Annotated in this window: 23 protein-coding genes; 12 read left to right on the top strand and 11 right to left on the bottom strand. The window is 68.6% G+C overall.

All coding sequences use genetic code 11. The features are described from left to right. Positions 1 to 62 precede the first annotated feature (62 nt). The 3 genes from rplM to GGQ96_RS05960 all read left to right on the top strand — a co-directional run bounded on the left by rplM (position 63) and on the right by GGQ96_RS05960 (position 2,365). Positions 63 to 542, top strand: a complete 480-nt coding sequence (rplM, locus tag GGQ96_RS05970; RefSeq protein ID WP_184112603.1) for a 50S ribosomal protein L13 — start codon at positions 63 to 65, stop codon at positions 540 to 542. Beyond that, on the top strand, positions 542 to 1,090 hold the full coding sequence (gene rpsI, locus GGQ96_RS05965; RefSeq protein WP_184112602.1) for a 30S ribosomal protein S9: 549 nt from the start codon (positions 542 to 544) through the stop codon (positions 1,088 to 1,090). The genes rplM and rpsI overlap by 1 nt, the downstream gene beginning before the upstream one ends. A gap of 96 nt (positions 1,091 to 1,186) precedes the next feature. After that, positions 1,187 to 2,365 carry a vWA domain-containing protein gene (locus GGQ96_RS05960; RefSeq protein ID WP_184112600.1) on the top strand — a complete coding sequence of 393 codons (1,179 nt, stop codon included), beginning with the start codon at positions 1,187 to 1,189 and terminating at the stop codon, positions 2,363 to 2,365. A gap of 4 nt (positions 2,366 to 2,369) precedes the next feature. Here GGQ96_RS05960 and GGQ96_RS05955 read toward each other — a convergent pair whose 3' ends face one another. After that, positions 2,370 to 2,513 carry a hypothetical protein gene (locus GGQ96_RS05955; protein WP_164523598.1) on the bottom strand — a complete coding sequence of 48 codons (144 nt, stop codon included), beginning with the start codon at positions 2,511 to 2,513 and terminating at the stop codon, positions 2,370 to 2,372. A gap of 73 nt (positions 2,514 to 2,586) precedes the next feature. Continuing rightward, entirely contained in the window at positions 2,587 to 3,690 is a 1,104-nt protein-coding gene (locus GGQ96_RS05950; RefSeq protein WP_184112598.1) for an anhydro-N-acetylmuramic acid kinase, read from the bottom strand. A gap of 93 nt (positions 3,691 to 3,783) precedes the next feature. Here GGQ96_RS05950 and rimO point away from each other — a divergent pair, with 93 nt between their 5' ends. From rimO to ahpF, 4 genes are all read left to right on the top strand, one after another. Next, complete coding sequence (rimO, locus tag GGQ96_RS05945; protein ID WP_184112596.1) at positions 3,784 to 5,121, top strand: 30S ribosomal protein S12 methylthiotransferase RimO; 1,338 nt, start codon at positions 3,784 to 3,786, stop codon at positions 5,119 to 5,121. Between the two features lie 66 nt (positions 5,122 to 5,187). Further along, entirely contained in the window at positions 5,188 to 5,778 is a 591-nt protein-coding gene (locus tag GGQ96_RS05940) for a cysteine hydrolase family protein (RefSeq protein ID WP_184112595.1), read from the top strand. A 103-nt stretch (positions 5,779 to 5,881) separates the two neighbouring features. Next, a complete protein-coding gene (ahpC, locus tag GGQ96_RS05935; protein ID WP_184112593.1) occupies positions 5,882 to 6,445 on the top strand; it encodes an alkyl hydroperoxide reductase subunit C in 564 nt (187 codons plus the stop codon). Positions 6,446 to 6,656: 211 nt separating this feature from the next. Further along, positions 6,657 to 8,237 (top strand): alkyl hydroperoxide reductase subunit F, encoded by a 1,581-nt coding sequence (gene ahpF, locus GGQ96_RS05930; protein ID WP_184112591.1) that lies wholly within the window; start codon positions 6,657 to 6,659, stop codon positions 8,235 to 8,237. A 188-nt stretch (positions 8,238 to 8,425) separates the two neighbouring features. On the opposite strand, the gene lepA is transcribed toward ahpF, so the two are convergent. Beyond that, positions 8,426 to 10,237 carry a translation elongation factor 4 gene (gene lepA / locus GGQ96_RS05925; RefSeq protein WP_184112589.1) on the bottom strand — a complete coding sequence of 604 codons (1,812 nt, stop codon included), beginning with the start codon at positions 10,235 to 10,237 and terminating at the stop codon, positions 8,426 to 8,428. 168 nt (positions 10,238 to 10,405) lie between these two features. Here lepA and GGQ96_RS05920 point away from each other — a divergent pair, with 168 nt between their 5' ends. Further along, positions 10,406 to 11,083, top strand: a complete 678-nt coding sequence (locus tag GGQ96_RS05920) for a response regulator transcription factor (RefSeq protein ID WP_184112588.1) — start codon at positions 10,406 to 10,408, stop codon at positions 11,081 to 11,083. Continuing rightward, the gene (locus GGQ96_RS05915; RefSeq protein ID WP_184112586.1) at positions 11,080 to 12,432 is read left to right on the top strand and encodes a sensor histidine kinase; all 1,353 of its coding nucleotides are present in this window, start codon (positions 11,080 to 11,082) and stop codon (positions 12,430 to 12,432) included. The genes GGQ96_RS05920 and GGQ96_RS05915 overlap by 4 nt, the downstream gene beginning before the upstream one ends. Before the next feature lie 6 nt (positions 12,433 to 12,438). Here the strand turns inward: GGQ96_RS05915 and GGQ96_RS05910 are convergent, their stop codons facing one another. The 4 genes from GGQ96_RS05910 to GGQ96_RS05895 form a co-directional block, all read right to left on the bottom strand. After that, entirely contained in the window at positions 12,439 to 14,541 is a 2,103-nt protein-coding gene (locus tag GGQ96_RS05910) for a TonB-dependent siderophore receptor (protein WP_246360192.1), read from the bottom strand. 69 nt (positions 14,542 to 14,610) lie between these two features. Beyond that, positions 14,611 to 15,480 (bottom strand): formyltetrahydrofolate deformylase, encoded by an 870-nt coding sequence (gene purU / locus GGQ96_RS05905; RefSeq protein ID WP_184112584.1) that lies wholly within the window; start codon positions 15,478 to 15,480, stop codon positions 14,611 to 14,613. Positions 15,481 to 15,592: 112 nt separating this feature from the next. Beyond that, positions 15,593 to 15,769 carry a hypothetical protein gene (locus GGQ96_RS05900; RefSeq protein ID WP_184112583.1) on the bottom strand — a complete coding sequence of 59 codons (177 nt, stop codon included), beginning with the start codon at positions 15,767 to 15,769 and terminating at the stop codon, positions 15,593 to 15,595. A 262-nt stretch (positions 15,770 to 16,031) separates the two neighbouring features. Next, the gene (locus GGQ96_RS05895; RefSeq protein ID WP_184112581.1) at positions 16,032 to 16,520 is read right to left on the bottom strand and encodes a methylated-DNA--[protein]-cysteine S-methyltransferase; all 489 of its coding nucleotides are present in this window, start codon (positions 16,518 to 16,520) and stop codon (positions 16,032 to 16,034) included. Between the two features lie 91 nt (positions 16,521 to 16,611). Here GGQ96_RS05895 and GGQ96_RS05890 point away from each other — a divergent pair, with 91 nt between their 5' ends. From GGQ96_RS05890 to fghA, 3 genes are read left to right on the top strand one after another with little or no spacing between them, the layout of a single operon-like run. Next, positions 16,612 to 17,721, top strand: a complete 1,110-nt coding sequence (locus GGQ96_RS05890; RefSeq protein WP_184112579.1) for an S-(hydroxymethyl)glutathione dehydrogenase/class III alcohol dehydrogenase — start codon at positions 16,612 to 16,614, stop codon at positions 17,719 to 17,721. Between the two features lie 22 nt (positions 17,722 to 17,743). Next, positions 17,744 to 18,133 carry a VOC family protein gene (locus GGQ96_RS05885; protein WP_184112577.1) on the top strand — a complete coding sequence of 130 codons (390 nt, stop codon included), beginning with the start codon at positions 17,744 to 17,746 and terminating at the stop codon, positions 18,131 to 18,133. A gap of 29 nt (positions 18,134 to 18,162) precedes the next feature. Further along, positions 18,163 to 18,999, top strand: a complete 837-nt coding sequence (gene fghA, locus GGQ96_RS05880; RefSeq protein WP_184112576.1) for an S-formylglutathione hydrolase — start codon at positions 18,163 to 18,165, stop codon at positions 18,997 to 18,999. A gap of 31 nt (positions 19,000 to 19,030) precedes the next feature. Here the strand turns inward: fghA and GGQ96_RS05875 are convergent, their stop codons facing one another. The 4 genes from GGQ96_RS05875 to GGQ96_RS05860 form a co-directional block, all read right to left on the bottom strand. Further along, a complete protein-coding gene (locus GGQ96_RS05875; RefSeq protein ID WP_184112574.1) occupies positions 19,031 to 19,549 on the bottom strand; it encodes a serine O-acetyltransferase in 519 nt (172 codons plus the stop codon). Further along, positions 19,546 to 20,568 carry a glycosyltransferase family 2 protein gene (locus GGQ96_RS05870; protein WP_184112572.1) on the bottom strand — a complete coding sequence of 341 codons (1,023 nt, stop codon included), beginning with the start codon at positions 20,566 to 20,568 and terminating at the stop codon, positions 19,546 to 19,548. Before GGQ96_RS05870 ends, GGQ96_RS05875 begins: the two co-directional genes overlap by 4 nt. Then, on the bottom strand, positions 20,565 to 21,617 hold the full coding sequence (locus GGQ96_RS05865; protein ID WP_184112570.1) for a glycosyltransferase family 2 protein: 1,053 nt from the start codon (positions 21,615 to 21,617) through the stop codon (positions 20,565 to 20,567). The genes GGQ96_RS05870 and GGQ96_RS05865 overlap by 4 nt, the downstream gene beginning before the upstream one ends. 105 nt (positions 21,618 to 21,722) lie before the next feature. Continuing rightward, entirely contained in the window at positions 21,723 to 23,519 is a 1,797-nt protein-coding gene (locus GGQ96_RS05860; RefSeq protein WP_184112568.1) for an asparagine synthetase B family protein, read from the bottom strand. Positions 23,520 to 23,531 lie beyond the last annotated feature (12 nt).

Here is a 23,531-nt window from a genome sequence, read left to right as displayed (position 1 = left end):
AGCCGGCACAACGCGCCGCTCCCCCGGGGGTGGCGCGATATTCGTTCGAAAGGTCCACGCCCATGAAGGCGCTCATGAAGACCACCAAGTCGGCCAAGCCGCACGAGGTGGAGAAGAAGTGGCACATCGTCGACGCCACCGACCTGGTGGTCGGTCGCGCCGCGGTAGTCATCGCCAACGTCCTGCGCGGCAAGCACAAGACGTCGTTCACCCCGCATGTCGACTGCGGTGACAATGTCATCGTGATCAACGCCGACAAGATCCGCTTCACGTCGAACAAGGCGGCGAAGAAGGTCTATTACAAGCACACCGGCTATGCCGGCGGCATCAAGGGCATCACCGCCGCCAAGGTCCTGGAAGGCCGCTTTCCCGAGCGCGTCCTGGAAAAGGCCGTGGAGCGCATGATCCCGCGCGGTCCGCTGGGTCGCGAGCAGATGCGCAACCTGCGCATCTTCGCCGGCACCGAGCATCCGCACGCCGCGCAGAACCCCGAGGTCCTCGACATCGCCGGCATGAGCCGCAAGAACAAGGTGGGCGCATAATGTCCGACAACCGCCAGTCCCTCGCCGATCTCGGCGCCGCGCTGAACCAGCAGCAGCGGGACGCCGCCGCCGCTCCGCAGGACGGCCAGACCGACGCCTATCTGGCCGGTCAGGACGTGCCAGTGCAGCGCGCGCCGCTGCGCGAGCAGGAAATCGATTCGCTGGGTCGCGCCTATGCCACCGGCCGCCGCAAGGATGCCGTCGCCCGCGTCTGGCTGAAGCCCGGCACCGGCAAGATCACGATCAACGGCCGTGATCAGGAAGTGTATTTCGCGCGTCCGACGCTGCGCCTCGTCATCAACCAGGTGTTCGGCGTCGCCGAGCGCGAGGGCCAGTATGACGTCGTTTGCACCGTCAAGGGTGGTGGCCTGTCCGGCCAGGCCGGCGCGGTGAAGCATGGCATCAGCCAGGCGATCACCAAGTACGAGCCGGCGCTGCGCGCGCCCGTCAAGGCGGCGGGCTTCCTGACCCGCGACAGCCGCTCGGTCGAGCGCAAGAAGTATGGCCGCGCCAAGGCGCGTCGCAGCTTCCAGTTCTCGAAGCGCTAAGTCTCTCGGCCTTCCCGGCTGCGAAGGGCGGTTCCGGCAACGGAGCCGCCCTTTTTCGTCTTGGGGCCGAGGCGACGATCTGGCAGGAACGCAGGCATGTTCCTCCACTTCCTCGACAGCTTGCGCGCCGCCGGTATTCCGGCCGGGCTGAAGGAGCATCTGCTGCTGCTGGAAGCACTGGACGCCGATGTGATCGAACAGAGCCCCGAGCAATTCTACTATCTCGCGCGCGCCGTCTATGTGAAGGACGAGGCGCTGCTCGACCGGTTCGACCAGGTTTTCGGACAGGTGTTTCGCGGCCTGACCAGTCCAGCGGCCGAACAGCATGCCGACATCCCCGCCGACTGGCTGAAGGCTGTGGCGGAGAAGTACCTGACGCCCGAGGAGCGCGCGGCCATCGAGTCGCTGGGAAGCTGGGACGCGATCATGGACGCGCTCAAGCAACGGCTGGCGGAACAGCATGGCCGTCACGAGGGCGGCAGCAAATGGATCGGCACCGGCGGCACCAGCCCGTTCGGCAACGGCGGCTACAATCCCGAAGGCGTGCGCATCGGCGGGGAAGGTCGGCATAGCCGCGCGATCAAGGTCTGGGACCAGCGCGCCTTCCGCAATCTGGACAACAGCCGCGAGCTGGGCACGCGCAACATCAAGGTCGCGCTCCGCCGCCTGCGTCGCTTCGCGCGCGAGGGGACGGCGAGCGAACTCGATATCGACGGCACGATCGACGGCACCGCGCGCCAGGGCTGGCTCGACGTGCGGATGCGTCCCGAACGGCGCAATGCGGTCAAGCTGCTGCTCTTTCTCGACGTGGGCGGATCGATGGACCCATTCGTCACGCTATGCGAGGAGCTCTTCTCCGCGGCGACCGCCGAGTTCAAGAACCTCGAATTCTTCTACTTCCACAACTGCCCCTATGAGGGCGTGTGGAAGGACAATCGCCGCCGATTCCAGGAACGCACGCCAACCTGGGACGTGCTGCACCGCTATGGCCACGACTATAAGTGCGTGTTCGTCGGCGATGCGTCGATGAGCCCCTATGAGATCAGCCAGGTCGGCGGCTCGGTGGAGCATCATAATGACGAGGCCGGCGCGGTCTGGCTGAACCGGCTAACGACCACTTATCCGGCGAGCATCTGGCTCAATCCGCTGCCGCGCGAGCATTGGGATTATGGCCAGTCGGTCGCGATGATCCGGCGGATCATGAACGACCGGATGTTCCCGCTGACGCTGGAGGGGCTGGACGCGGCGATGCGCGAGCTGACGCGCAAACGCTGAGGATTCAGCCGCGCAGTTCGGCGATCTTGCGCGTGTAGCTTTCGACCAGTTGCATTCGACGGTCGCGCGCCTCCGCGGTCAGCGCGCGCTGGGCGGCGGCACGCTCCATGGTCAGGCGACGGACATAGTAACGCAGGTCGGATTCCACGGGGCCACCCCTTCCGCTTCGACGGGATTCGCTTTGCTTGGGTTGGGCTTATCCGTCCAGCGTTAACACAAATTTATCGACCGTCCGTGACCGGAGCACGGTGAACGACACCGCCGCCGGTCGGCTGCGCGACCCCGGTCGTGCCGGGGAAACTGATCGGTCGCCCCGTCAGGGTCCGCACCGCCATATAGGCGAACCCCTCCGCCTCGATCCCGTCGCCGTTCCAACCGATCGAGTCGCCCGGCTCGACGGCGAGGCCGGTGCGCTCCGCCAGCATGGCGAGCATGGTCGCGTTGTGCCGACCGCCACCGACCACGATCAGTCGTCCGGGCCGCGCGGGCAGATGCGACAGGGCCAGCGCCACCGTCTCGGCGGTGAAGGCGGTCAACGTCGCGGCGCCATCGGCGGCGGTCAGGCCGCGCGCGGGCTGGACGGTGAAGTCGCTGCGGTCCAGCGATTTGGGCGGAGGCGCATCGAAGAATGGGTGGTCGAGCATCGCGCCCAGCACCGTCTCGTCGACGCGGCCGGCGGCGGCCAAGGTCCCGCCGGCATCGAAGCGCGCGCCGATCGTCTCGCCCACCCAATCGTCGATCAGGCCATTGGCGGGTCCGGTGTCGAAGGCGACCAGCGCGCCGTCCGCTCCGACAAAGGTGATGTTGGCGACCCCGCCCAGATTGAGGACGGCGAGCGGCTTGTGCAGGCCGGCGACCAGCGCCGCGTGATAGACCGGGATCAGCGGCGCCCCCTGCCCGCCCGCCGCGACATCGGCGGAGCGGAAATCGGCCACCGTGTCGATGCCGCAGGCCGCCGCCAACGCCGCGCCGTCGCCGATCTGCCAGGTCCAGCCGCGATCGGGGCGATGCGCCACCGTCTGGCCGTGAAAGCCGATGACGCCGACATCGGCCGCCGCCACGCCCGCCTCGCGCAGCAGCTTGTGGACCGCCAGCGCATGGGTCCGCGTGATCAACTCGCCCGCCGCCACCAGCTCGGGACTGGCGCGCGGCCGATCATAGGTCAGAGCGGTGCGGGTCGCCGCCGCGAGCTGGGCGCGCGCCGCATCCGAATAGGGCTCGCCGCGAAACGCGACCGGCCGGACCAGCGCCTCGCCATCCGTCTCGATCAGCGCCGCGTCGATGCCGTCGAGCGAGGTGCCCGACATCAGTCCGATGGCCAACATGGATCGTTTCATCCCCCCTTGCCGACGCACCGGCTCGCATGAATGCGCGCCACTGGCAAATCCGTCCATCCTCCATTATGTGCGGACCGTCCCATGGCAACGAAACTCCCCTCCCCGCCGCGTGTCGGCATGGTGTCGCTTGGCTGTCCGAAGAATCTCGTCGACAGCGAGCGCATCCTCACGCAACTGCGCGCCGATGGCTATCAGATGTCCGCCGACTATGCCGGCGCGGACGTCGTGCTGGTCAATACCTGCGGCTTTCTCGACTCCGCCAAGGAGGAGAGTCTGGAGGCGATTGGCGAGGCGATCGCCGAGAATGGCAGGGTGATCGTCACCGGCTGCATGGGCAAGGAGGCGGAGGTGATCCGCGCCCGCTTTCCCCAGGTGCTAGCCGTCACCGGCGCGCACCAATATGAGCAGGTGGTCGAGGCGGTGCACGAGGCCGCGCCCGCCAACCTGTCGCCCTATATCGACCTGATCCCCGATGCCGGGCTGAAGCTGACGCCGCGCCATTACAGCTATCTGAAGATCTCTGAGGGCTGCAACCACCGTTGCTCCTTCTGCATCATCCCCAGCCTGCGCGGCGACCTCGCCAGCCGGCGGCCCGACGCGATCCTGCGTGAGGCGGAGAAGCTGGTCGCGGCCGGCACCAAGGAACTGCTGGTCATCAGCCAGGACACCTCGGCATACGGCGTCGACCTGCGCCATGCGAGCTGGCCGCTGAAGTCGGGAGGCGAGGTGCGCGCGCACATGACCGATCTGGCGCGCGAACTGGGCCGGATCGCGCCTTGGGTGCGGCTCCACTATGTCTATCCCTATCCCCATGTCGATCAAATCATTCCGCTGATGGCCGAGGGGCTGGTGCTGCCCTATCTCGACATCCCCTTCCAGCACGCCGCCCCGGCGGTGCTGAAGCGGATGAAGCGGCCGGCCAACGACGCCAAGGTGCTGAGCCGCATCCATCGCTGGCGCGAAATCTGCCCCGATATCGCGATCCGCTCGACCTTCGTGGTCGGCTTTCCCGGCGAGACGGAGGCGGATTTCCAGTATCTGCTCGACTGGCTGGACGAGGCGCAGCTCGACCGCGTCGGCGCTTTCCGGTTCGAGCCCGTGGAGGGCGCGGCGGCCAACGACCTGTCCGATCCGGTGCCGGAGGCGGTGAAGGAAGAGCGCTACGCCCGGATCATGGAGAAGACGGCCGCCATCTCCGCCGCCAAGCTCGCCGCCAAGGTCGGCCGCACCTTGCCCGTCATCATCGACGCGGTGGACTCGGAGGGTGGCGCGACCGGCCGGTCGCAAGCCGATGCGCCCGAGATCGATGGCGAGGTATTCCTGCGCGACGCCGGCCATCTCGCGGTCGGCGACATCGTGCCGGTCGCGATCGAGGATGCGGACGAGCATGATCTGTACGGGGTGCCGCTTCCCGCCTGATCGTCCGTCGGGGCGGCCATGATGCTCATCAACGACAGTCCGGCCGGCGCTTCCTAAGCGTCGGCCATGGCTGACCCCTCCGTCTCCGGCGGCACTGCGCTGCTGATCCTCGACATGATGAACACGCTCGCCTTTCCGGGGGCGGAGCGACTGCGCCCGGCGGCCGAGGCGGCCGCGCGGGCGATCCGGTCCTTGCGCGACCAGGCGGACGCGGCGGAGGTGCCGGTCCTCTACGTCAACGACAATCATGGCGACTGGCACGACAGCCGCGAGGACCTGATCGCGCGCTGCCTGGAGCCGGACTGCGCCGGTCGCACCATCGCCGAATCGCTGCGTCCGCGGGACCGGGACCTGTTCGTCATCAAGCCGCAATTCTCGGGCTTCTACGCCACCAACCTGCCCGTGATCCTGCCGCAACTGGGCGTCGGTCGGCTGATCGTGACCGGCGTGGCCGCGGACATTTGCGTGCTGTTCACGGCGGCGGATGCCCATATGCGCGACTACGACCTCTGGATTCCGGCCGACGCGGTGGCCAGCGAAGACCCACAACGTACGGAATGGGCACTGGAAATCATGCGGAGCAGCATGAATGCGGACACCAGCCCGAGCGATCGACGACCGCCGTCCGACTGGCTGGACGCTACGGCTGCCTCGTGAGGCTGATCGATTCCGCCAATGCCGGTGACCGGGGAAACCGATTTCCCTGCTGCGCTGCAAAAGGGTAGAGGCCTACCATACGCAACGCATATGGAGATGCACCATGTCGATCATCGGCACCAAGCTGAAGCCGTTCACGACGCAGGCCTATAAGGAGGGCAAGTTCCTCACCGTGTCGGACACCGACGTGCTGGGCAAGTGGGCGGTGTTCTTCTTCTACCCCGCCGACTTCACTTTCGTATGCCCGACGGAGCTGGAGGATCTGGCCGACAATCACGACACCTTCGCGAAGATGGGCGTCGAGGTGTACAGCGTCTCGACCGACACGCATTTCAGCCACAAGGCATGGCACGACAGCTCGCCGGCGATCGGCAAGATCCGCTTCACCATGCTGGGGGATCCGGCCGGCGTCGTGACCAACAACTTCGGCGTGATGCGCGAGGGCCAGGGCCTGGCCGATCGCGGCACCTTCGTCGTCGACCCCGAGGGCACGATCCAGCTCATGGAGGTCACCTCCGAGGGCGTCGGCCGCAACGCGATGGAACTGCTGCGCAAGATCAAGGCAGCCCAGTATATCGCCGCGCATCCGGGTGAGGTCTGCCCCGCCAAGTGGGAAGAGGGCGAAGAGACGCTCGCTCCGTCGCTCGACCTCGTCGGCAAGATCTGACCGGCTGAACGCCCGATCTCGCCTCCGGCGCCCGGCGACCGCCCCGGTGCTGGAGGTGGTGGATTTCTTCAGCCCGGCGGGCGGTGCCTGTGATGCATCGCCCGCCGGCCTTCCGACCGGTCCGACCGGTCCGACGCGGGGCGGTGATCGCCACCGCCCTCCTCCCGCCACCGGGAGATGAAACCGAACCACCATCCAACGGAGGCCATCCGTGCTCGACGCCAATCTCAAGACCCAGCTCAAGACCTATCTCGGTCATCTCCGCCAGCCGGTGGAACTCGTCGCCTCGCTCGACGACGGGGCCAAGTCCGCGCAGATGCTGGAGTTGCTGAACGAGATCGCCGACCTGCATCCGCAGGTCTCCGTCATCCGCGCCGACGACGATGCGCGCCGCCCCAGCTTCCTGATCCGCCGCGCCGGCACCATGATCGGCGTGCGCTTCGCCGGCATCCCGCTCGGCCATGAATTCACATCGCTGGTGCTGGCGCTCCTCCAGGTCGGCGGCCATCCGCCCAAGCTGTCCGACGAGACGATCGCGCAGATCCGTGATCTCGACGGCGACTATGTATTCGAAACCTATTTCTCGCTGACCTGCCAGAACTGCCCCGACGTGGTGCAGGCCCTGAACCTGATGAGCGTGCTCAATCCGCGCATCCGCCACACCGCGATCGAGGGCGGCCTGTTCCAGGACGAGGTGTCAGCGCGCAACATCCTGTCAGTGCCGTCGATCTTCCTGAACGGCGAGCTGTTCGCGCAGGGTCGCATGGACGTGGAGCAGATCCTCGCCAAGCTCGACACCGGCAGCGTCGCGCGTGCGGCGGCGAAGATCGACGCGAAAGACCCGTTCGACGTGCTGGTCGTCGGCGGCGGTCCGGCTGGCGCCGCAGCGGCGATCTATGCCGCGCGCAAGGGCATCCGCACCGGCCTGGTCGCCGAGCGGTTCGGCGGACAGGTGCTGGACACCATGTCGATCGAGAACTTCATCTCGGTCCAGCATACCGAGGGGCCGCGCATGGTCCAGCAGATGGAGGCGCATGTCGACCAGTACGGCGTCGACGTGATGACCCTGCAACGCGCGGACAAGCTGGTCGCGGCGAAGAGCCCCGGCGGGCTGCACGAGCTGCATCTGGAAAGCGGCGCGACGCTGCGCGCCCGCACGCTGATCCTGTCGACCGGCGCGCGCTGGCGGCAGATGAACGTTCCGGGCGAGGATGCCTATCGCAACAAGGGCGTGACCTATTGTCCGCATTGCGACGGCCCGCTGTTCCGCGGCAAGCGCGTGGCGGTCATCGGCGGCGGCAACTCCGGTGTCGAGGCGGCGATCGACCTGGCCGGCGTGGTCGGCCATGTCACCCTGATCGAATATGCGGCTGACCTGCGCGCCGACGCGGTGCTGCAGCGCAAGCTCGCAAGCCTGCCCAATGTCGACATCGTCACCTCGGCCCTGACCACGGAGGTGACCGGCGACGGCGAGCGGGTGACCGGCCTGCGCTATAAGGACCGCAACCATGGCAGCGACCACGAGCTGCCGCTGGAGGGTATCTTCGTGCAGATCGGCCTGGTGCCCAACACCGAGTGGCTGCGCGACACGGTGGCGCTGAGCCAGCGCGGCGAGATCGAGATCACCGACCGCTGCGAAACCTCGGTCGCGGGCGTGTTCGCGGCGGGTGACGTGACGACGGTGCCCTACAAGCAGATCATCGTCGCGATGGGCGAAGGCTCGAAGGCGTCGCTGTCAGCCTTCGACCATCTAATTCGCCTGCCGGTGAGCGGCGAAGCCGTGGCGGCTTGACGGATTGGGGGGGCGGCGGAACGGCGCGCCCCTCCTCTCACCTTCCACCCCGGCGCAGGCCGGGGTCCAGTCACGAACCATTGTTGTAGAGAAACGGTGTCCCCCGACTGGATCCCGACCGTCGCCGGGATGGATGTTAAAGGGGATGCCTGGTTAGCGTCGACTTCCGGCTTTCAACGGAGGATCACTCAGCCCTCGTCCCCCATGCGCAGCGCCGCGATGAAGGCTTCCTGCGGGATGCTGACGCTGCCGTACTCGCGCATCTTCGCCTTGCCCTTCTTCTGCTTGTCGAGCAGCTTGCGCTTGCGGCTGGCGTCGCCGCCATAGCATTTGGCGGTCACGTCCTTGCGCATCGCGCTGATCGTCTCGCGCGCGATCACCTTGCCGCCGATCGCCGCCTGGATCGGGATCTTGAACAGGTGGCGCGGGATCAGTTCCTTCAGCCGCTCGCACATGCCGCGCCCGCGCACCTCGGCGGTGCCGCGATGGACGATCATCGACAGCGCATCCACCGGTTCCTCGTTGACCAGAATGCTCATCTTCACCAGGTCGCCCTCGCGATAGCCGATCTGGTGATAATCGAAGCTGGCATAACCCTTGGACAGCGACTTTAGCCGGTCGTAGAAATCGAACACGACTTCGTTGAGCGGCAGTTCATAGGTCGCCTGGGCGCGGCCGCCGACATAAGTCAGGTTCTTCTGAATGCCGCGCCGGTCCTGGCAGAGCTTCAGGATGCTGCCGAGATATTCGTCGGGGACATAGATGGTCGCCTCGATCCACGGCTCGGAGATGCTCGCGATCTTGTTGGGATCGGGCATGTCGGCGGGGTTGTGCAGTTCGATCGTGCCGCCGTCATGCGTCAGGTCGATCTCATAGACGACCGACGGCGCGGTGGTGATGAGGTCGAGATCATATTCGCGGGTCAGCCGCTCCTGGATGATCTCCAGGTGGAGGAGGCCCAGGAACCCGCAGCGGAAGCCGAAGCCCAGCGCCGCCGACGTCTCCATCTCGAAGCTGAACGACGCGTCGTTGAGCCGCAGCTTCGAGATGCTCTCGCGCAGCTTCTCGAAGTCGTTGGCGTCGACGGGGAACAGGCCGCAGAACACGACCGGCTGGACTTCCTTGAAGCCCGCCAGCGGCTCGGCCGCGGGGCGCTTGGCGTCGGTCAGCGTGTCGCCGACGCGCGCCTGCGCCACGTCCTTGATCTGCGCGGTGATGAAGCCGATCTCGCCCGGCCCCAGGTCGGGCAGCTGCTCGATCTTGGGGCGGAAACAGCCGACGCGGTCGATCAGGTGCGTGGTTCCGGCCTGCATGAACTTGATCTGCTGGCCCTTCTTCAGCACCCCCTCCATCACGCGAACGAGGATGACGACGCCCAGATAAGGGTCGTACCAGCTGTCGACCAGCATCGCCTTCAGCGGCGCGTCCGCATCGCCCTTGGGCGCGGGGATCTTCTGGACGATTGCCTCGAGAATGTCGGCGATGCCGATGCCCGACTTGGCGCTGGCGAGCACCGCGCCCGAGGCGTCGATGCCGATCACGTCCTCGATCTCGGCGCGGACCTTTTCGGGTTCGGCGGCGGGCAGGTCGATCTTGTTGATGACGGGCACGATCTCATGGTCGTGTTCGATCGACTGATAGACGTTCGCCAGCGTCTGCGCCTCGACGCCCTGCGCCGCGTCGACCACCAGCAACGCGCCCTCGCACGCCGCCAGCGACCGGCTGACCTCATAGGCGAAGTCGACATGGCCCGGCGTGTCCATCAGGTTCAGCGTATAGGTCTCGCCGTCCTGCGCCTTGTAGGCCAGGCGCACGGTCTGCGCCTTGATGGTGATGCCGCGTTCCTTCTCGATCTCCATGTTGTCGAGCACCTGTTCGGACATCTCGCGTTCGGAGAGGCCGCCGGTCTGCTGGATGAGACGATCGGCCAGCGTCGACTTGCCATGGTCGATATGGGCGATGATCGAGAAATTTCGGATGCGCTGAAGGTCGGTGGCCACGGTCTATCGATCGCTAGAGGAGAAGCGACAGGCCGTTAGCACCCTTGTTCGCCAAAGCCAAAGCGCGTCTCGCATTGTCGTGCCGATCGGACCCGACGGACGCCGCCGATGGTTCCGCTCGCCACGCGATTGATATAGGGCAAGCACCACCCCGCCGGAACGGATGCGATGAACCTGCTGCTGGTCGAAGACGATGCCGAATATGCCGCCGCCACCGCGACGGGCCTGCGCCGGTTCGACCACCGGGTGACGATCGCCCCGGACGGCCGCGCGGCGCTGTCCGCAGTGGAGTGCGAGTCGTTTGACGCGATGATCCTCGACCGGATGCTGCCGCATGTCGACGGCATCTCGGTGCTGGAGCGGCTGCGCGCCGCGCGGGCGACGCTGCCCGTCATCATGCTGAGCGCGCGGGGACAGAGCGACGACAAGGTCGGCGGGCTGGTGGCGGGTGCCGACGATTATGTCGTCAAGCCGGTGGATGCCGCCGAACTCAACGCCCGGCTCCACGCGCTGCTGCGCGGCCGCGCCTTCGCGCAAGGCGGCGACGACACCCTCACCGCCGGAGACATCACCGTCAGTCCCAGCCGCTTCCGCGCCTGGCGCGCCGGTCAGCCGGTCGATTTGGTCAAGCTCGAATTGCGATTGCTGCTCGAACTGGTCCGCCACGCCGACACGGTGATGACGCGCGCGATGCTGGTCGAGAAAGTGTGGGGCTATGATTTCGAGCCGGAGACCAATCTGGTCGACGTCTATATCCGCCGCCTGCGCATCAAGCTGACCGCCGATGGCCGCGGCGACCCGATCGTGACGATGCGCGGCGTCGGCTACATGCTGAAGGGCGGATGAGGCGAACTCCTCGCCTGCCGCCGTCGCTGCGGGGGCTGACGCTGATCTTCCTCGCCGTATTCCTGGTGGCGGTGACGGGAACCGGCTTCGCCATCCATTCGGCCACGCGCGCGACGATCGCGGGGCTGGTGGACCGCCGGATCGAGGCGGCGGCCGATGCGGTGACCGATGACGACGGCCGCGCCGACGCGGCCCTCATGGCCAGGCGGATCGCGCTGCTCAACCGGCGACGCGACACCGGCGATATCGGCCTGTTGCTGCTCGACCGGTCGGGCCAGCGACTGGCCGGCAATCTCGCCATCCCATCAATTCCGGCCGAGGGGCTGTCGACCCTGCACCGACGCGACGGCATCGTCGGCCTGACCGCCGGCCGTGCGCTTGTCCGCCACCTGCCCGGCGGCGGATCGCTGGTCGCGGTGGCGGAGACAGAGCCGTTCGATCATTTCCGGGGTCCGCGCCGGCACATCTACCTGTTCGGGTTCGGATCGATCGTGCTGGTGGTGGCGGCAGGCATGGCGGCGTTCGGCTGGATCGTCGCACGGCGCATCGCGGCGACGCGCAGCGCGGCGGCGGCGATCATCGATGGCGACCTGCGCCGCCGCCTGCCGCTGGCCGGGGATGGCGGCGTGTTCGATGCGCAGGCGGCGACGCTCAACCAGATGCTCGACCGGATCGGCGAGCTGATGCGCGGCTTGTCGGAGGTGTCGGCGGATATCGCGCACGATCTGCGCACCCCCCTTTCCCGGCTGCGCGGACGGCTGGCACTGCTCGCGGCCGACGCCGATGATGCGGGGATGCGCGCCGGGCTGGAAGCCGCGATCCACGACAGCGACTCGCTGCTCGCGCTGTTCGCCGCGATCCTGCGCATCACCGAGGTGGAGGGCGGCGCGCGGCGGGCGGGCTTCGCTCCGCTCGACCTGGCCGAATTGGCCGAGGCGGTGGGGCTGATGATGATCCCGGCGGCCGAGGATAGCGGGCACCGGCTGCTCGTCGAGGCGCGGGGACCGGTGCCGATCAGTGGCGACCGGCAGTTGCTGACACAGGCGATCATCAACCTGGTCGAGAACGCCCGGCGGCACACGCCCGCCGGCTGCGTCATCCGCCTGGCCGCCGGACGCGACACGCTCGCCCGGCTGGAGGTGACCGATACCGGGCCGGGCATCGCCGCCGCTGACCGGCCGCTGGCGCTGCGCCGCTTCGGCCGGCTCGATGCCAGCCGTGGGCGGCGCGGCCATGGCCTGGGCCTGCCGCTGGTCGAGGCGATCGCGCGGCTGCATCGCGGCACGCTGGCGCTCGGCGATGCCGCGCCGGGCCTGCGCGTCACGATCACGCTGCCGCTGGTGGGCTGATCCGCGTCAGAAGCGCAGCGCGGCGGTGATCCGGCCCGATCGCGGCGCGCCCGGCATCGTCCACACCGACGCATAGGAGCTGGCGATATAGTAGGTATCGAACAGATTATCGACGTCGACCCGGACGCTCAGATGATCGGTCAGTGCATAGCCCAGGTCGACGCGCGCGATCGTATAGGCAGGCAGGCGATAGCTGCTGCCATAGGGATCGCCCGCCCGATGGCCGACATAGGTGACGCCGCCGCCAAGCTGCGCGCGACCGAACCGCTTCTGCACAACCAGGTTCGCCTGATGACGCGGCACGTTGCTGAGCGGCCGTCCGATCAGCGTCGGGTCGACATCCTTCACCACCGTCGCGTCGACATAGGTATAGGTGGCGCTGGCGAACAGGCCGCGGCGGATGCGCAACGTCGCGTCCAACTCCGCCCCGCGCGACCGCTGGCGGCCGATCTGGGTCTTGACGAAGGGATCGGTGGCGTTGGGGTTGAGCACGTTGCGCTTGACCATGTCAAACAGCGCCGCCTGCCCGGTCAGCCGGCCGTCCAGCAGGCCGAACTTGGTCCCGACCTCGAACGAGCGGCTGCGCTCGGCATCGAAGGTGGATGTGCCGTCGGACGGATTGAGGCGGAGCGACTGGCCGTAGCTGGTATAGAGCGACCAGCCGCGCGCGGCCTGCCAGCTCAGGGCCAGGCGCGGCGTCAGCCCCTTGTCGACCGTCTCCAGCAACCGGTTGTTGGCGCGGCGGTTGATTACGCGTTCGTCGAAGCGGTTCAGCCGCGCGCCGACCAGCAGCGTCACGGCGTTCCACCGGATCACGTCCTGCGCGTAGAGGCTGTCGCTACGGAAATTGGCGCGCCGGTCAGCAAAGCGCGGCGGCACCGGCAAAGGCTGGCTGGCATAGACGGGATCGAACAGGTCGATGGGCAGGAGCGGCCTACCGGCGGAGCCCCGCGCTCGGTCGAGGATGAAGGTCTGGCCGTGGCGAACCCGATCGACGCCGAGGCGCAGATCATGGTCGAGACCCAGCCAGGCCACACTGGCAGTCAATTCTCCGCGAAGCGACAGATCATTCCAGCGGAAATCATGGTAGCGGCGATCGCGCCCAGCGGTGCGGCCATCCTTCTGCAGCCCGCGCGCGCCGAAATCGACCATGGTGCCGAATCCACGCAACGATCCGTCGCGCTGGCTGCCGCCCAGTTCCAGGCCGATCCCGCCGCCCAGATCGGCGAACAGGCTCGCCTGTTGCCAGAAGCTGGTCTGGCGGATGCGGCCGTCGCCCGGCTCGCCCAGGAAGGTGCGGCGGTCCATCGCTCGCGCATCGCCGTCCACGCCGACCACGCCGCGGTCCAGCACCGTGGCGTTGCGCATATATTCCGCCTGGTAGAGCAGGCGCAGCGTCGACAGCGGCGCCCAAGCGATCGACGGGGCGATCAGTCGGCGCGATCCGCCGACATGGTCGCGGAAACTGTCGCGATCCTCCACCACGCCGATCAGGCGCAGGCTCAGGCCCCTGGCGACCGGCCCGGTCGCGTCCGCCGTCAGCCGCCGAAAGCTCCAGCTGCCATAGCTGGCATCGGCGCGGAAGGATGCGGTGTCGAGCGGCGCCTTGGTGACCAGGTTGATCGCGCCGCCCGGCTCGCCCCGGCCGGACAGGGCCGCCGTCGCGCCCTTCAGAACCTCGACCCGTTCAATCGTCGCCAGGTCATAGGGCGCGTTGAAGCCGTAATTGCTGCTGAACCGGTTGATCTGGATGTCCGGTCCGGCATTCTCGTCGCCAGCGAAGCCGCGGATCGCGAACTTGTCCCACAAGCCGCCAAAGTCGTTCTGCCGCGACACGCCCCCGGCCATGTCGAGTACGTCGCCCAGCCGATTTGCGTTTACGGTGTCCAGCGCGACGCGGTCCAGCACGCGCACCGATTGCGGATAGCGGAGCAGCGATACGTCGCTGCCGATGATGCTGGCATTGGCGTCGCGTCCGGTCACGACGATCTCGTCGCCCTCGGCGGGCGGCGTATCCGGCGTCGCGGCCGTCGCCGGCGCTGCCAGGCCGGCCAGCATCGCCGCCAGGCAGCGCCCCATGCGGCCCGTTCGCCGATCCCGTGCCGCCATGTCCCCTGCCCCCCGATGCGAAGGGCGGCCGACTATCGTTGTTGCAAATGCAAATCAACTTCTATCGCATCAGTCGGTGAAGACGACCGTCTTCTCCCCGTTCAGCAGCACGCGGTCCGCCAGATGCTGGCGCACGGCGCGCGCCAGCACGCGCCGCTCGATGTCCCGGCCCTTGCGCACCAGCGTCTCGGGCGAATCCGCGTGGGTGACAGGCTCCACGTCTTGGGCGATGATCGGCCCCTCATCCAGGTCGGCGGTGACGTAATGCGCGGTCGCGCCGATCATCTTCACGCCGCGCGCATGGGCCTGATGGTACGGCTTGGCGCCCTTGAAACCAGGCAGGAAGCTGTGGTGGATGTTGATGCACCGCCCCGACAGGAAGGCGGTCAGGTCGTCCGACAGGATTTGCATGTAACGGGCAAGCACGACCAGCTCCGCCCCCGTCTCCGTCACCACGGCCTTGATCCGCGCCTCTTGCGCCGCCCTGGTCAGCGGGGTGACGGGCAGATGGTGGAAGGGCACGCCGCCCAGGTCCAGCCCGTCGAAGGTCGCGCGGGGATGGTTGGACACGATCCCCACCACCGCCATCGGCAACTCGCCGATCCGCCAGCGATAGAGCAGGTCGGCGAGGCAGTGGTCGAATCTCGATACCAGGAGCAGCACCTTGCGCCGCGACTCCGCGAGGCGGATCGACCAGGTCATGCCGCACGCATCGGCCAGCGCGGCGAATTGTTCGGGCAGCGCGGCGGCGGGGCTGGTGGCCAGGGTGAAGACCACGCGCATGAAGAAGCGCTCTGTCTCCGCATCCTCGAACTGCGCAGCCTCGCGGATGTTCGCACCCGCCTCGAACAACAGGCCGGTCACTCGGGCCACGATGCCCGGCTGGTCGGGACAGGATACGGCGAGAACGTGCAGCGGGATGGAAACGGGGTCGCTCATGCGTTTCTCTTCGACGGGACGGATGGGCCGGAGCGGACCGCCTCAACCCAATTCCGCGTCGTCGTCAACGCCCCCTTGCCGGACGCATGGCACGGCGGCCGCCGCCGGTTCTCTATTCCTGGTCGCCGCCGCCGGAATGGTCGGTCTTGTCGGGGGACTTGCCGGTCGCGGTCTTCTTCGCGCCTGTGCCCGTGCCGCCGCCGCGCCCCGTGCCCAGGCTGCCACGCGCACCGTCGCCGCCCTTGGTTGTGATCGCGCCGGGATTTCCGCCCGCACCTTTCTGCGCCATGATCCATCTCCTTATGATGCAAGGGAAATGCGAACAGCTGCGACGCCGTTCCTGGTCCCTTGGGCAGGTTAGGCAATCTCGCCCGGCGGCGTGGGCCGCTGCCCTTCGCTATGTCCCTGCCGCAACCACCCGTGTAGGACGGTGGGATGGAGAACCGTCCCCTCGTCCGCTGGATCATCCGGATCGCGCTTGCCTGCCTGCTGGTGGCGATGGCGGGGATGCTGGCGCTCGGCGCTGCCCTCCTGCGAAGCTGACCCGAGCGTCAGCCCGCGTGGCGCCGCTCATGGTCGAGCAGGAAGGTCTTGATCGACAGGCCGCCGGCGAAGCCCGTCAGCGCCCCGTTGCTGCCGATCACCCGGTGGCAGGGTGCGACGATCGACAGCGGATTGCGGCCATTCGCCGCCCCCACCGCGCGGGTCGCGGCCGGCCGGCCGATCTGCCTGGCGATCGCGGCATAGCTGCGGGTCTCGCCATAGGGGATGGTCGCCAGAGCCTGCCACACCGCGCGCTGGAATGCGGTGCCGCGCGGGTCGAGCGGCACGGTGAACGCCCGCAACTGCCCGGCGAAATAGGCGGACAGCTCGGCCGCCGCACGATCGAGATGCGGGTGCGACGCCGCCGCCGCCACCTCGCCCAGCCGCACCCGGTCCGGCCGCTCCTCGGGCCACAGGATCGCCACCAGCCCCGCGTCGCTCGCGACCAGCGTCAGCCGCCCGATCGGCGAATCATGATGGCGATAGTGCAGGCTCATGCCGCATGATGCCGCGCGCGGGCGTTGAAATGCCAGCCCCCCTCGCTAGACAGGGCCGCACGACCCCGCCCCCAATCCTTGAGAGGCCCGTATGAGAACCCGCGCCGCGGTGGCATTCGCCGCCAAGCAACCGCTCGAGATCGTCGAGCTCGACCTCGAAGGGCCCAGGGCCGGCGAGGTGCTGGTCGAGATCATGGCGACCGGCATCTGCCATACCGACGCCTATACGCTCGACGGGCTGGACTCGGAGGGGCTGTTCCCCTCGGTGCTGGGGCATGAGGGCGCCGGCATCGTCCGCGAGGTCGGACCCGGCGTGACCAGCGTGGCGCCGGGCGACCATGTCATCCCGCTGTACACGCCCGAATGCCGCCAGTGTAAGTCGTGCCTGTCGGGCAAGACCAATCTGTGCACGGCGATCCGCGCCACCCAGGGCAAGGGGCTGATGCCCGACGGCACCACCCGCTTCAGCTACAAGGGCCAGCCGATCTTCCACTATATGGGCTGCTCGACCTTCTCCAACTTCACGGTGCTGCCCGAAATCGCGGTCGCCAAGATCCGCGAGGACGCGCCGTTCCAGACCAGCTGCTATGTCGGCTGCGGGGTCACCACGGGCGTCGGCGCGGTGGTCAACACCGCCAAGGTCGCGGTCGGCGACACGATCATCGTCTTCGGCCTGGGCGGGATCGGCCTCAACGTGCTGCAGGGCGCGCGGCTGGCCGGCGCGGGCATGATCGTCGGCGTCGACATCAATCCGGACCGCGAGGAATGGGGCCGCCGCTTCGGCATGACCCATTTCGTCAACCCCAGGGACGTGTCCGGCGACCTGGTTCAGCACCTGGTTGCGCTGACCGATGGCGGCGCGGACTATACGTTCGACTGCACCGGCAACACCGACGTCATGCGCCAGGCGCTGGAGGCATGCCATCGTGGCTGGGGCACCAGCATCATCATCGGCGTGGCCGAGGCGGGCAAGGAGATCAGCACCCGCCCCTTCCAGCTCGTCACGGGGCGCAACTGGCGCGGCACTGCGTTCGGGGGGGCCAAGGGTCGCACCGACGTGCCCAAGATCGTCGACTGGTACATGAACGGCAAGATCGAGATCGACCCGATGATCACCCATGTCCTGTCGCTGGAGGACATCAACAAGGGGTTCGACCTGATGCATGCGGGCGAGAGCATCCGCAGCGTCGTGGTCTATTGAACGACAAGGGGAGGAAAAGACGATGTTCTCGCATGTGATGGTCGGATCGAACGATATCGCCCGGTCCAAGGTCTTCTACGACGCGCTGTTCGCGGCGATGGGCGCGGGACCGGCGATGGTCGACGACCGGGGCCGGCTGGCCTATCGCCACAACGGCGCGATGTTCATGGTGACGACGCCGATCGACGGCGAGGCGGCGTGCGGCGCCAATGGCGGAACGATCGGATTCGGCCTGACCGGACCCGAGCAGGTCGATGCCTGGCATGAAGCCGGCGTCGCCCATGGCGGCACCGCGATCGAAAACCCGCCGGGCGTCCGCCCGTCGCCTTTCGGTGCGCTCTACCTCGCCTATCTGCGCGACCCGGACGGCAACAAGCTGTGCGGCGGCCATCGCCTGCCCAAGCAGGCCTGACCCGGCCCCGGATAGGACAGGAACCCGGCATGGACACGCTCTCCACCAATCGCGCCTTTGGCGGCACGCAGGGCGTGTACAGCCACGCCTCAACGGCGACCGGCACCGACATGACCTTCTCGGTCTTTGTGCCGCCGCATGAGCCTGGCGCGAAGCTGCCGGTCGTCTGGTATCTGTCCGGGCTGACCTGCACCCATGCCAACGTCACCGACAAGGGCGAGTATCGCCGCGCCTGCACCGAGCTGGGCCTGATGCTGGTTGCGCCGGACACCAGTCCGCGCGGCGACGGCGTGCCCGACGATCCGGAGGGGTCCTATGATTTCGGCCTGGGCGCAGGCTTCTATGTCGACGCGACGCGCGCCCCGTTCGACCAGCATTACCGGATGTGGACCTATGTGACCGAGGAACTGCCGGCGCTGGTCGCCGACCGCTTCCCGGTCGACATGGCCCGTCAGGGGATCATGGGTCATTCGATGGGCGGCCACGGCGCGCTGACCATCGGACTGCGGCATCCCGATCGCTTCCGCGCGGTCAGCGCCTTCGCCCCGATCGTCGCGCCATCGCAGGTGCCCTGGGGTCGGAAGGCCTTGGGCGGTTATCTGGGCGACGACGCAGCGGCCTGGCGCCGGCACGACGCGGTGGCGCTGATCGAGGATGGCGCGCGCGTCCCGGCGCTGTTGGTCGACCAAGGCGCGGCGGACCAGTTCCTGGTCGAACAATTGCAGCCCGAGCGGCTGGCCAAGGCCTGCGCGGACGCCGGAATTGACCTGACGCTGCGCTTGCAACCCGGCTACGACCACAGCTATTACTTCATCAGCAGCTTCATGGCCGACCATCTCCGCTGGCACGCGGAGCGGCTGGACTGAGGAGCATCGGACGCGTCTGGTTGCAAGGGACCTAACCCCGCAGCCGGATCTCCGCCGGCACGCCGATCGCCAGCGCGCCGGGCGGCACGTCCTTCAGCACCACGGCGTTAGCGCCGATAGCCGCCCCCGCGCCGATCCGCACCCGGCCCAATATCACCGCGCCCGCGCCAAGATGGACGTCGTCGCCCAGGATCGGCGCGTCGCTCAACCGCTCGAGCGTGCGGACGCCCAAGGTGCAGTTCTGGCGAATGATGCAGCGGTCGCCGATCACGGTCGAACCATGGATGACGATGCCGCCCTGATGCTCGATCACCACGCCCTGCCCGACCGTCGCGGTATAGGGAAGTTCGATGCCGTAGATGTTGCGGCAATAGCGGAAGGCCGCATTGTAGAGCATCGAGAGCGGCAGGCGCAGCAACCTGGCCCCCACCCCCATCCGCCAGACGCCGAAGCGATAGACCGCGATCGTGCGAAATCCCGGTCGCGTCCAGTCGCGCCCATGCGCGCGCCAGTCGGCCGCGATCTGGCGGCGCAGCGCGGCCAAGCTCATGCCACCGGCTCCGCACCCTTATATTCGATCAGTGTGCTCTGCCGACCGGTCAGCCGCTTGAGATGATAGCCGAGCACACCCTTGGCCTGAGCGAACTTGCCGAGCACCAGGAAATGCGCATAGCGCAGCGCGAAGCCAAGCCCATAGCCACGGCCGCGCTGCATCCGGCGCGCGATGCGCAGCACCTGGAGCGGGTAGAGCAGCGCCACCAGCCCCGCCGCCCACCAGCCGATCGCCAGTCCCGCCGCCACGACCACCAGCGGCAATGCCACGCCCCAGGCCAGGATGCTGCGCACCTGCTGGCGCCAGACCGGATCCGACGTAGGTCCATGCCGCTGGACATGTTCGGCAAAGGCATGGCCGGATCGCTCGCTGCGTCGCCACCATTGGCGGATATGGGTCATCGCCGCGTCGTGCAGCGTCATCTCCGCATCGATGCGCCGTACCCGCCATCCCTGTTGCCGCATTCGGAGGCACAGGTCCGGCTCCTCGCCGGCGATCAGATCGGGATTGTAGCCGCCGACCCCGGCGATGGCTTCGCGACGGAACAGCGCGTCGCCGCCACAGGCCGCCGCCTCGCCGACCGGCACGTTCCACTCGTCGTCGCACATACGGTTGTAGACGCTGCGCTCCGGATGACGTTCGCGCCGCCGACCGAACACCACCGCCAGTCGCGGGTCGGCCCGCAGCGCCGCCACCGCCTGGTCCAGCCAGTCGGGATCGAGCGCGCAGTCGCCGTCCAGGAACTGCACGAACTCCGGCTCGCCCGCCTCGGCCAGCCCGGCATTGCGCGCCAGCGCGGCGGTGAAGCGCGTCATCGGCGGCAGGGTCACCACGGTGACGCCCTGCCCTTCGGCAAAGGCGACGCTGCCATCGGTCGAACCGGAATCGACATAAATGCGATGCGCATCCGCGGGCAGCGAGCGGAGACAGGCCTTCAGCCGCTCGCCCTCGTTGCGGCCGATTGCGACGATCGCGATCGAAGGCGCGCCGGAGCGCGCGGTGGACGGGCGGGTCATTCCCATTCCTTCCAGGCGGGCAGGCGGCCGGGCGCGCTGTCCCACGCGGCCACCGCCGAGCGTCGATCGCTGTCGGCGGCGGACAGGCCGTTGCGGATCAGGGCTTCCCGTTCGCCCGGCGCATGCGCATGGGCACGGCCCAGCCCGATCCGGCAGCGGAAATCCCAAATCGCCTTGCCGGCGATCCAGGCCAGTCCGGACGCCCGTGCGGCGGTCGGGCCGTAGGCGCGCGCGAAGAAGCGGCGGCGCGAACGGAACCAGTAGTCGGGCAGAGCGCGTTGGGCGCTGGCGCCGTTCTTGACCCCGGTCGATGCGCCGCCGGCATGGACGACGCGGCTGGCCGGCACGTGCAACGCGCGCCAGCCGGCGCGGTGGAAGCGATGCATCAGCTCCACCTCCTCGAAATAGAGGAAGAACCCTTCGTCGAACAGGCCGACCGCACGGAGCGCCTCGGCCCGCATCAACACGCTCGCCCCCGTCACCCAATCGGCCTCGACCGGCCGGTCGTCGGGCGACGTGACCAGCGGGATCGGCGCGCGCAACAGGCGGCCGAGCGCGGGCGTCCCCGCTCCGCGCAGGAACTCGCCCTTCACGGTCGGGAAGCGGAAGGCCGAGCCGAGCGCCCGGCCCTCCTCGTCGACCAGCAGGCTGCCGGCGGCGGCCGCCGCCGGCGCATCGACCAGCGCCTGCACCAGCCGGACCAGCGCGCCCGGCTCCGGCACCGCGTCCGGATTGACGATATAGAGGAAGTCGGGGGCATCCGGCCGGGCGAGCGCATGGCGGATCGCCTGGTTGTTCGCCCAGCCGAAGCCGCCGTTGAACGCCATCGGCAGGAGCGTCACCCAATTGGCGAAGGCGGGGGCGGACAGCGCGCCGGCCAGCACCTCGGCCGAGCCGTCGCCCGAGCCGCCATCGACCACGATCGCATCGAGCGCGCCCAGGGCGCCGCGTTCGCGCGACAGGGCGCGCAGGCACTCCAGCGTCAGGTCGGGTGTGCGGTAATTGACCAGCACGGCGGTGACCCGCAGGTCGGAAGGGGCCTTGGTCATCGGGCTACCGGATCTCGCAGTTCGGAAAAGCCAGGATTGAAAAGGGTCTGGCCGCCATTGCCCGCCGTCCTATGCGAGCGGCGGGGGCGACACAAGCGGATGCCGTCATGGGAACAGCCGGCGCAGCGCCTGTTCCAGCACCAAGAGCTGCCACAGGGTCGCGCCATGATCGGCCGCACCGCCGCGATGCGCCTCCACCATCATGGTGAGCGCGACCGGGTCGAACCAACCCGTCTCGGCCAGCAGCGTCGCGCCGCCCAGCGCCGCCGCCAGGTCACCGGCCGGCGCGCGCCAGCCATCATCCGCCGGCCGCCGCAACGCCTCGGCCGGCAGATAGGATGCGAGCGCGCGGCCCATGACATCGCTCCCGGCCGCGCCACCGCGCCGCAACGCCAGCGGCAGCCGCGCCGAACATTGCAGCAGGCGATGATCGAGCAGCGGCAGCCGCGCCTCCAGCCCCGCCGCCATCGCGCTGCGGTCGGCGCGCGTCAGCCACTGGGCGGGCAGCGCGATGGCGAGGTCGGCATGAAGCGCGCGGTCGAGCGGATGGCTGGCGGGGGCGGCCGCCATCGCATCGACATAGCGTTGCTCGGCCCGGTGGCCGTTCAGCGCCTGGCGGGCCGCCGGGGTGAACAGCCGTTCGCGCCAGAGACGCGGGGTGATCGCCAGATGCCGGGCATAAGCCTCCGCCCCTTCCAGCGCCAGCGCCTCCAGCCGCGACCGGCCGCCCGCATCGGGCCAGATCGCGCCCAGCCGGGTGAACAGCGGCTGGCGGACGCGGATATGCAGCAGCGCGCGCAGCCGCTCACCGCGCACCAGCCGGCGATGGCGCTCGCCCTCCGCCATCGTCAGCGCCCCGCCCGTGCCGAGCAGGGCGACCGCCATCGTGTCGCGCGCCGCATCGGCGCCGGCGAAATCGGCGACGGCGCGCGGATCGGCGAAGGGTTCGTCGAACAGCACCGCCAGCAGCTCGGCATCGTCGGGCCCCGGGTCGAAGCGCGGCGCATCGCTGTGGTCGGTGGCGAAGCGGCGCGCGATCGGCGCCGCCGCCGGTCCGAGCCCGAGCGTCCGGATCGCCCGCGGACTGGCCTCCGCCATCAGCGCGACCACCGCCGCGCTGTCGGCGTCGCCGGACAGCAGCGCGCCGTCCGCGCCGATCATCCGGCTGCGCACCGCGCGCCGCAGCAGGTCGCCCCACTGCCCCGCCACCTCCGCCGCCGGGCCCTTGAGCCGCGCGCCGCCCTCCCAGCGCCACCAGCGTTCCGGCCCGACGATCGGCCGCCCGCGCGCGATCGTCAGCCGGTGCGCGGCCGGCAGCTTGGCCACGCCCGCCACCAGGCAGGCGTCGTCCGGCACATAGCCATAGGCCAGATAATCCTCGACCGCGGTGATGTCCGGCATGCGACGGAGCAGTGGATGCGCCAACAAGCCCTTCAGCTCGGAGGCGAAGGCGATCGAGCCGTCGGACAGCTCGGCGAGGTGGAGCGGCTTCGCGCCGATCCGGTCGCGCGACAGGAACAGCAGCCCGCGCCCTGCGTCGTACAGCGCCAGCGCCACCTCGCCATCGATATGCTCCGGCAGCGCCGGACCCCAGCGTCGCCAGCCCGCGAGCAGCAGTTCGGCATCGTCCTCGCTCTCGAACCCGACCCCGTCCGCCTCCAGGGCGCGTCTGAGCGCCGCGGCATTCAGGATCGCGCCGTCATGGACGACGGTCAGCGACGCCTCGGTGCGCAAGGCCGCGACGCCCGCTGGCCGGTTGCTGCCGAGCGCCACGCCCGGTGCGGTCCACACCCCCTCGCCGCCCGGCCCGCGATGCGCCTGGGTGGCAAGCATCCGGCGCAATCGGGCGGGATCGACCGGCTTGGGCGTGGCGGGATGGAACAGACCCGCGATGCCGCCCATCAGCGCCGCTCC

This window comes from Sphingomonas abaci, from assembly GCF_014199625.1.
In the GTDB taxonomy this organism is placed as follows: Bacteria; Pseudomonadota; Alphaproteobacteria; order Sphingomonadales; family Sphingomonadaceae; genus Sphingomonas; species Sphingomonas abaci.
Note: the sequence above shows the minus strand (reverse complement) of the source record. Positions and strands in the feature narration are given on the sequence as shown.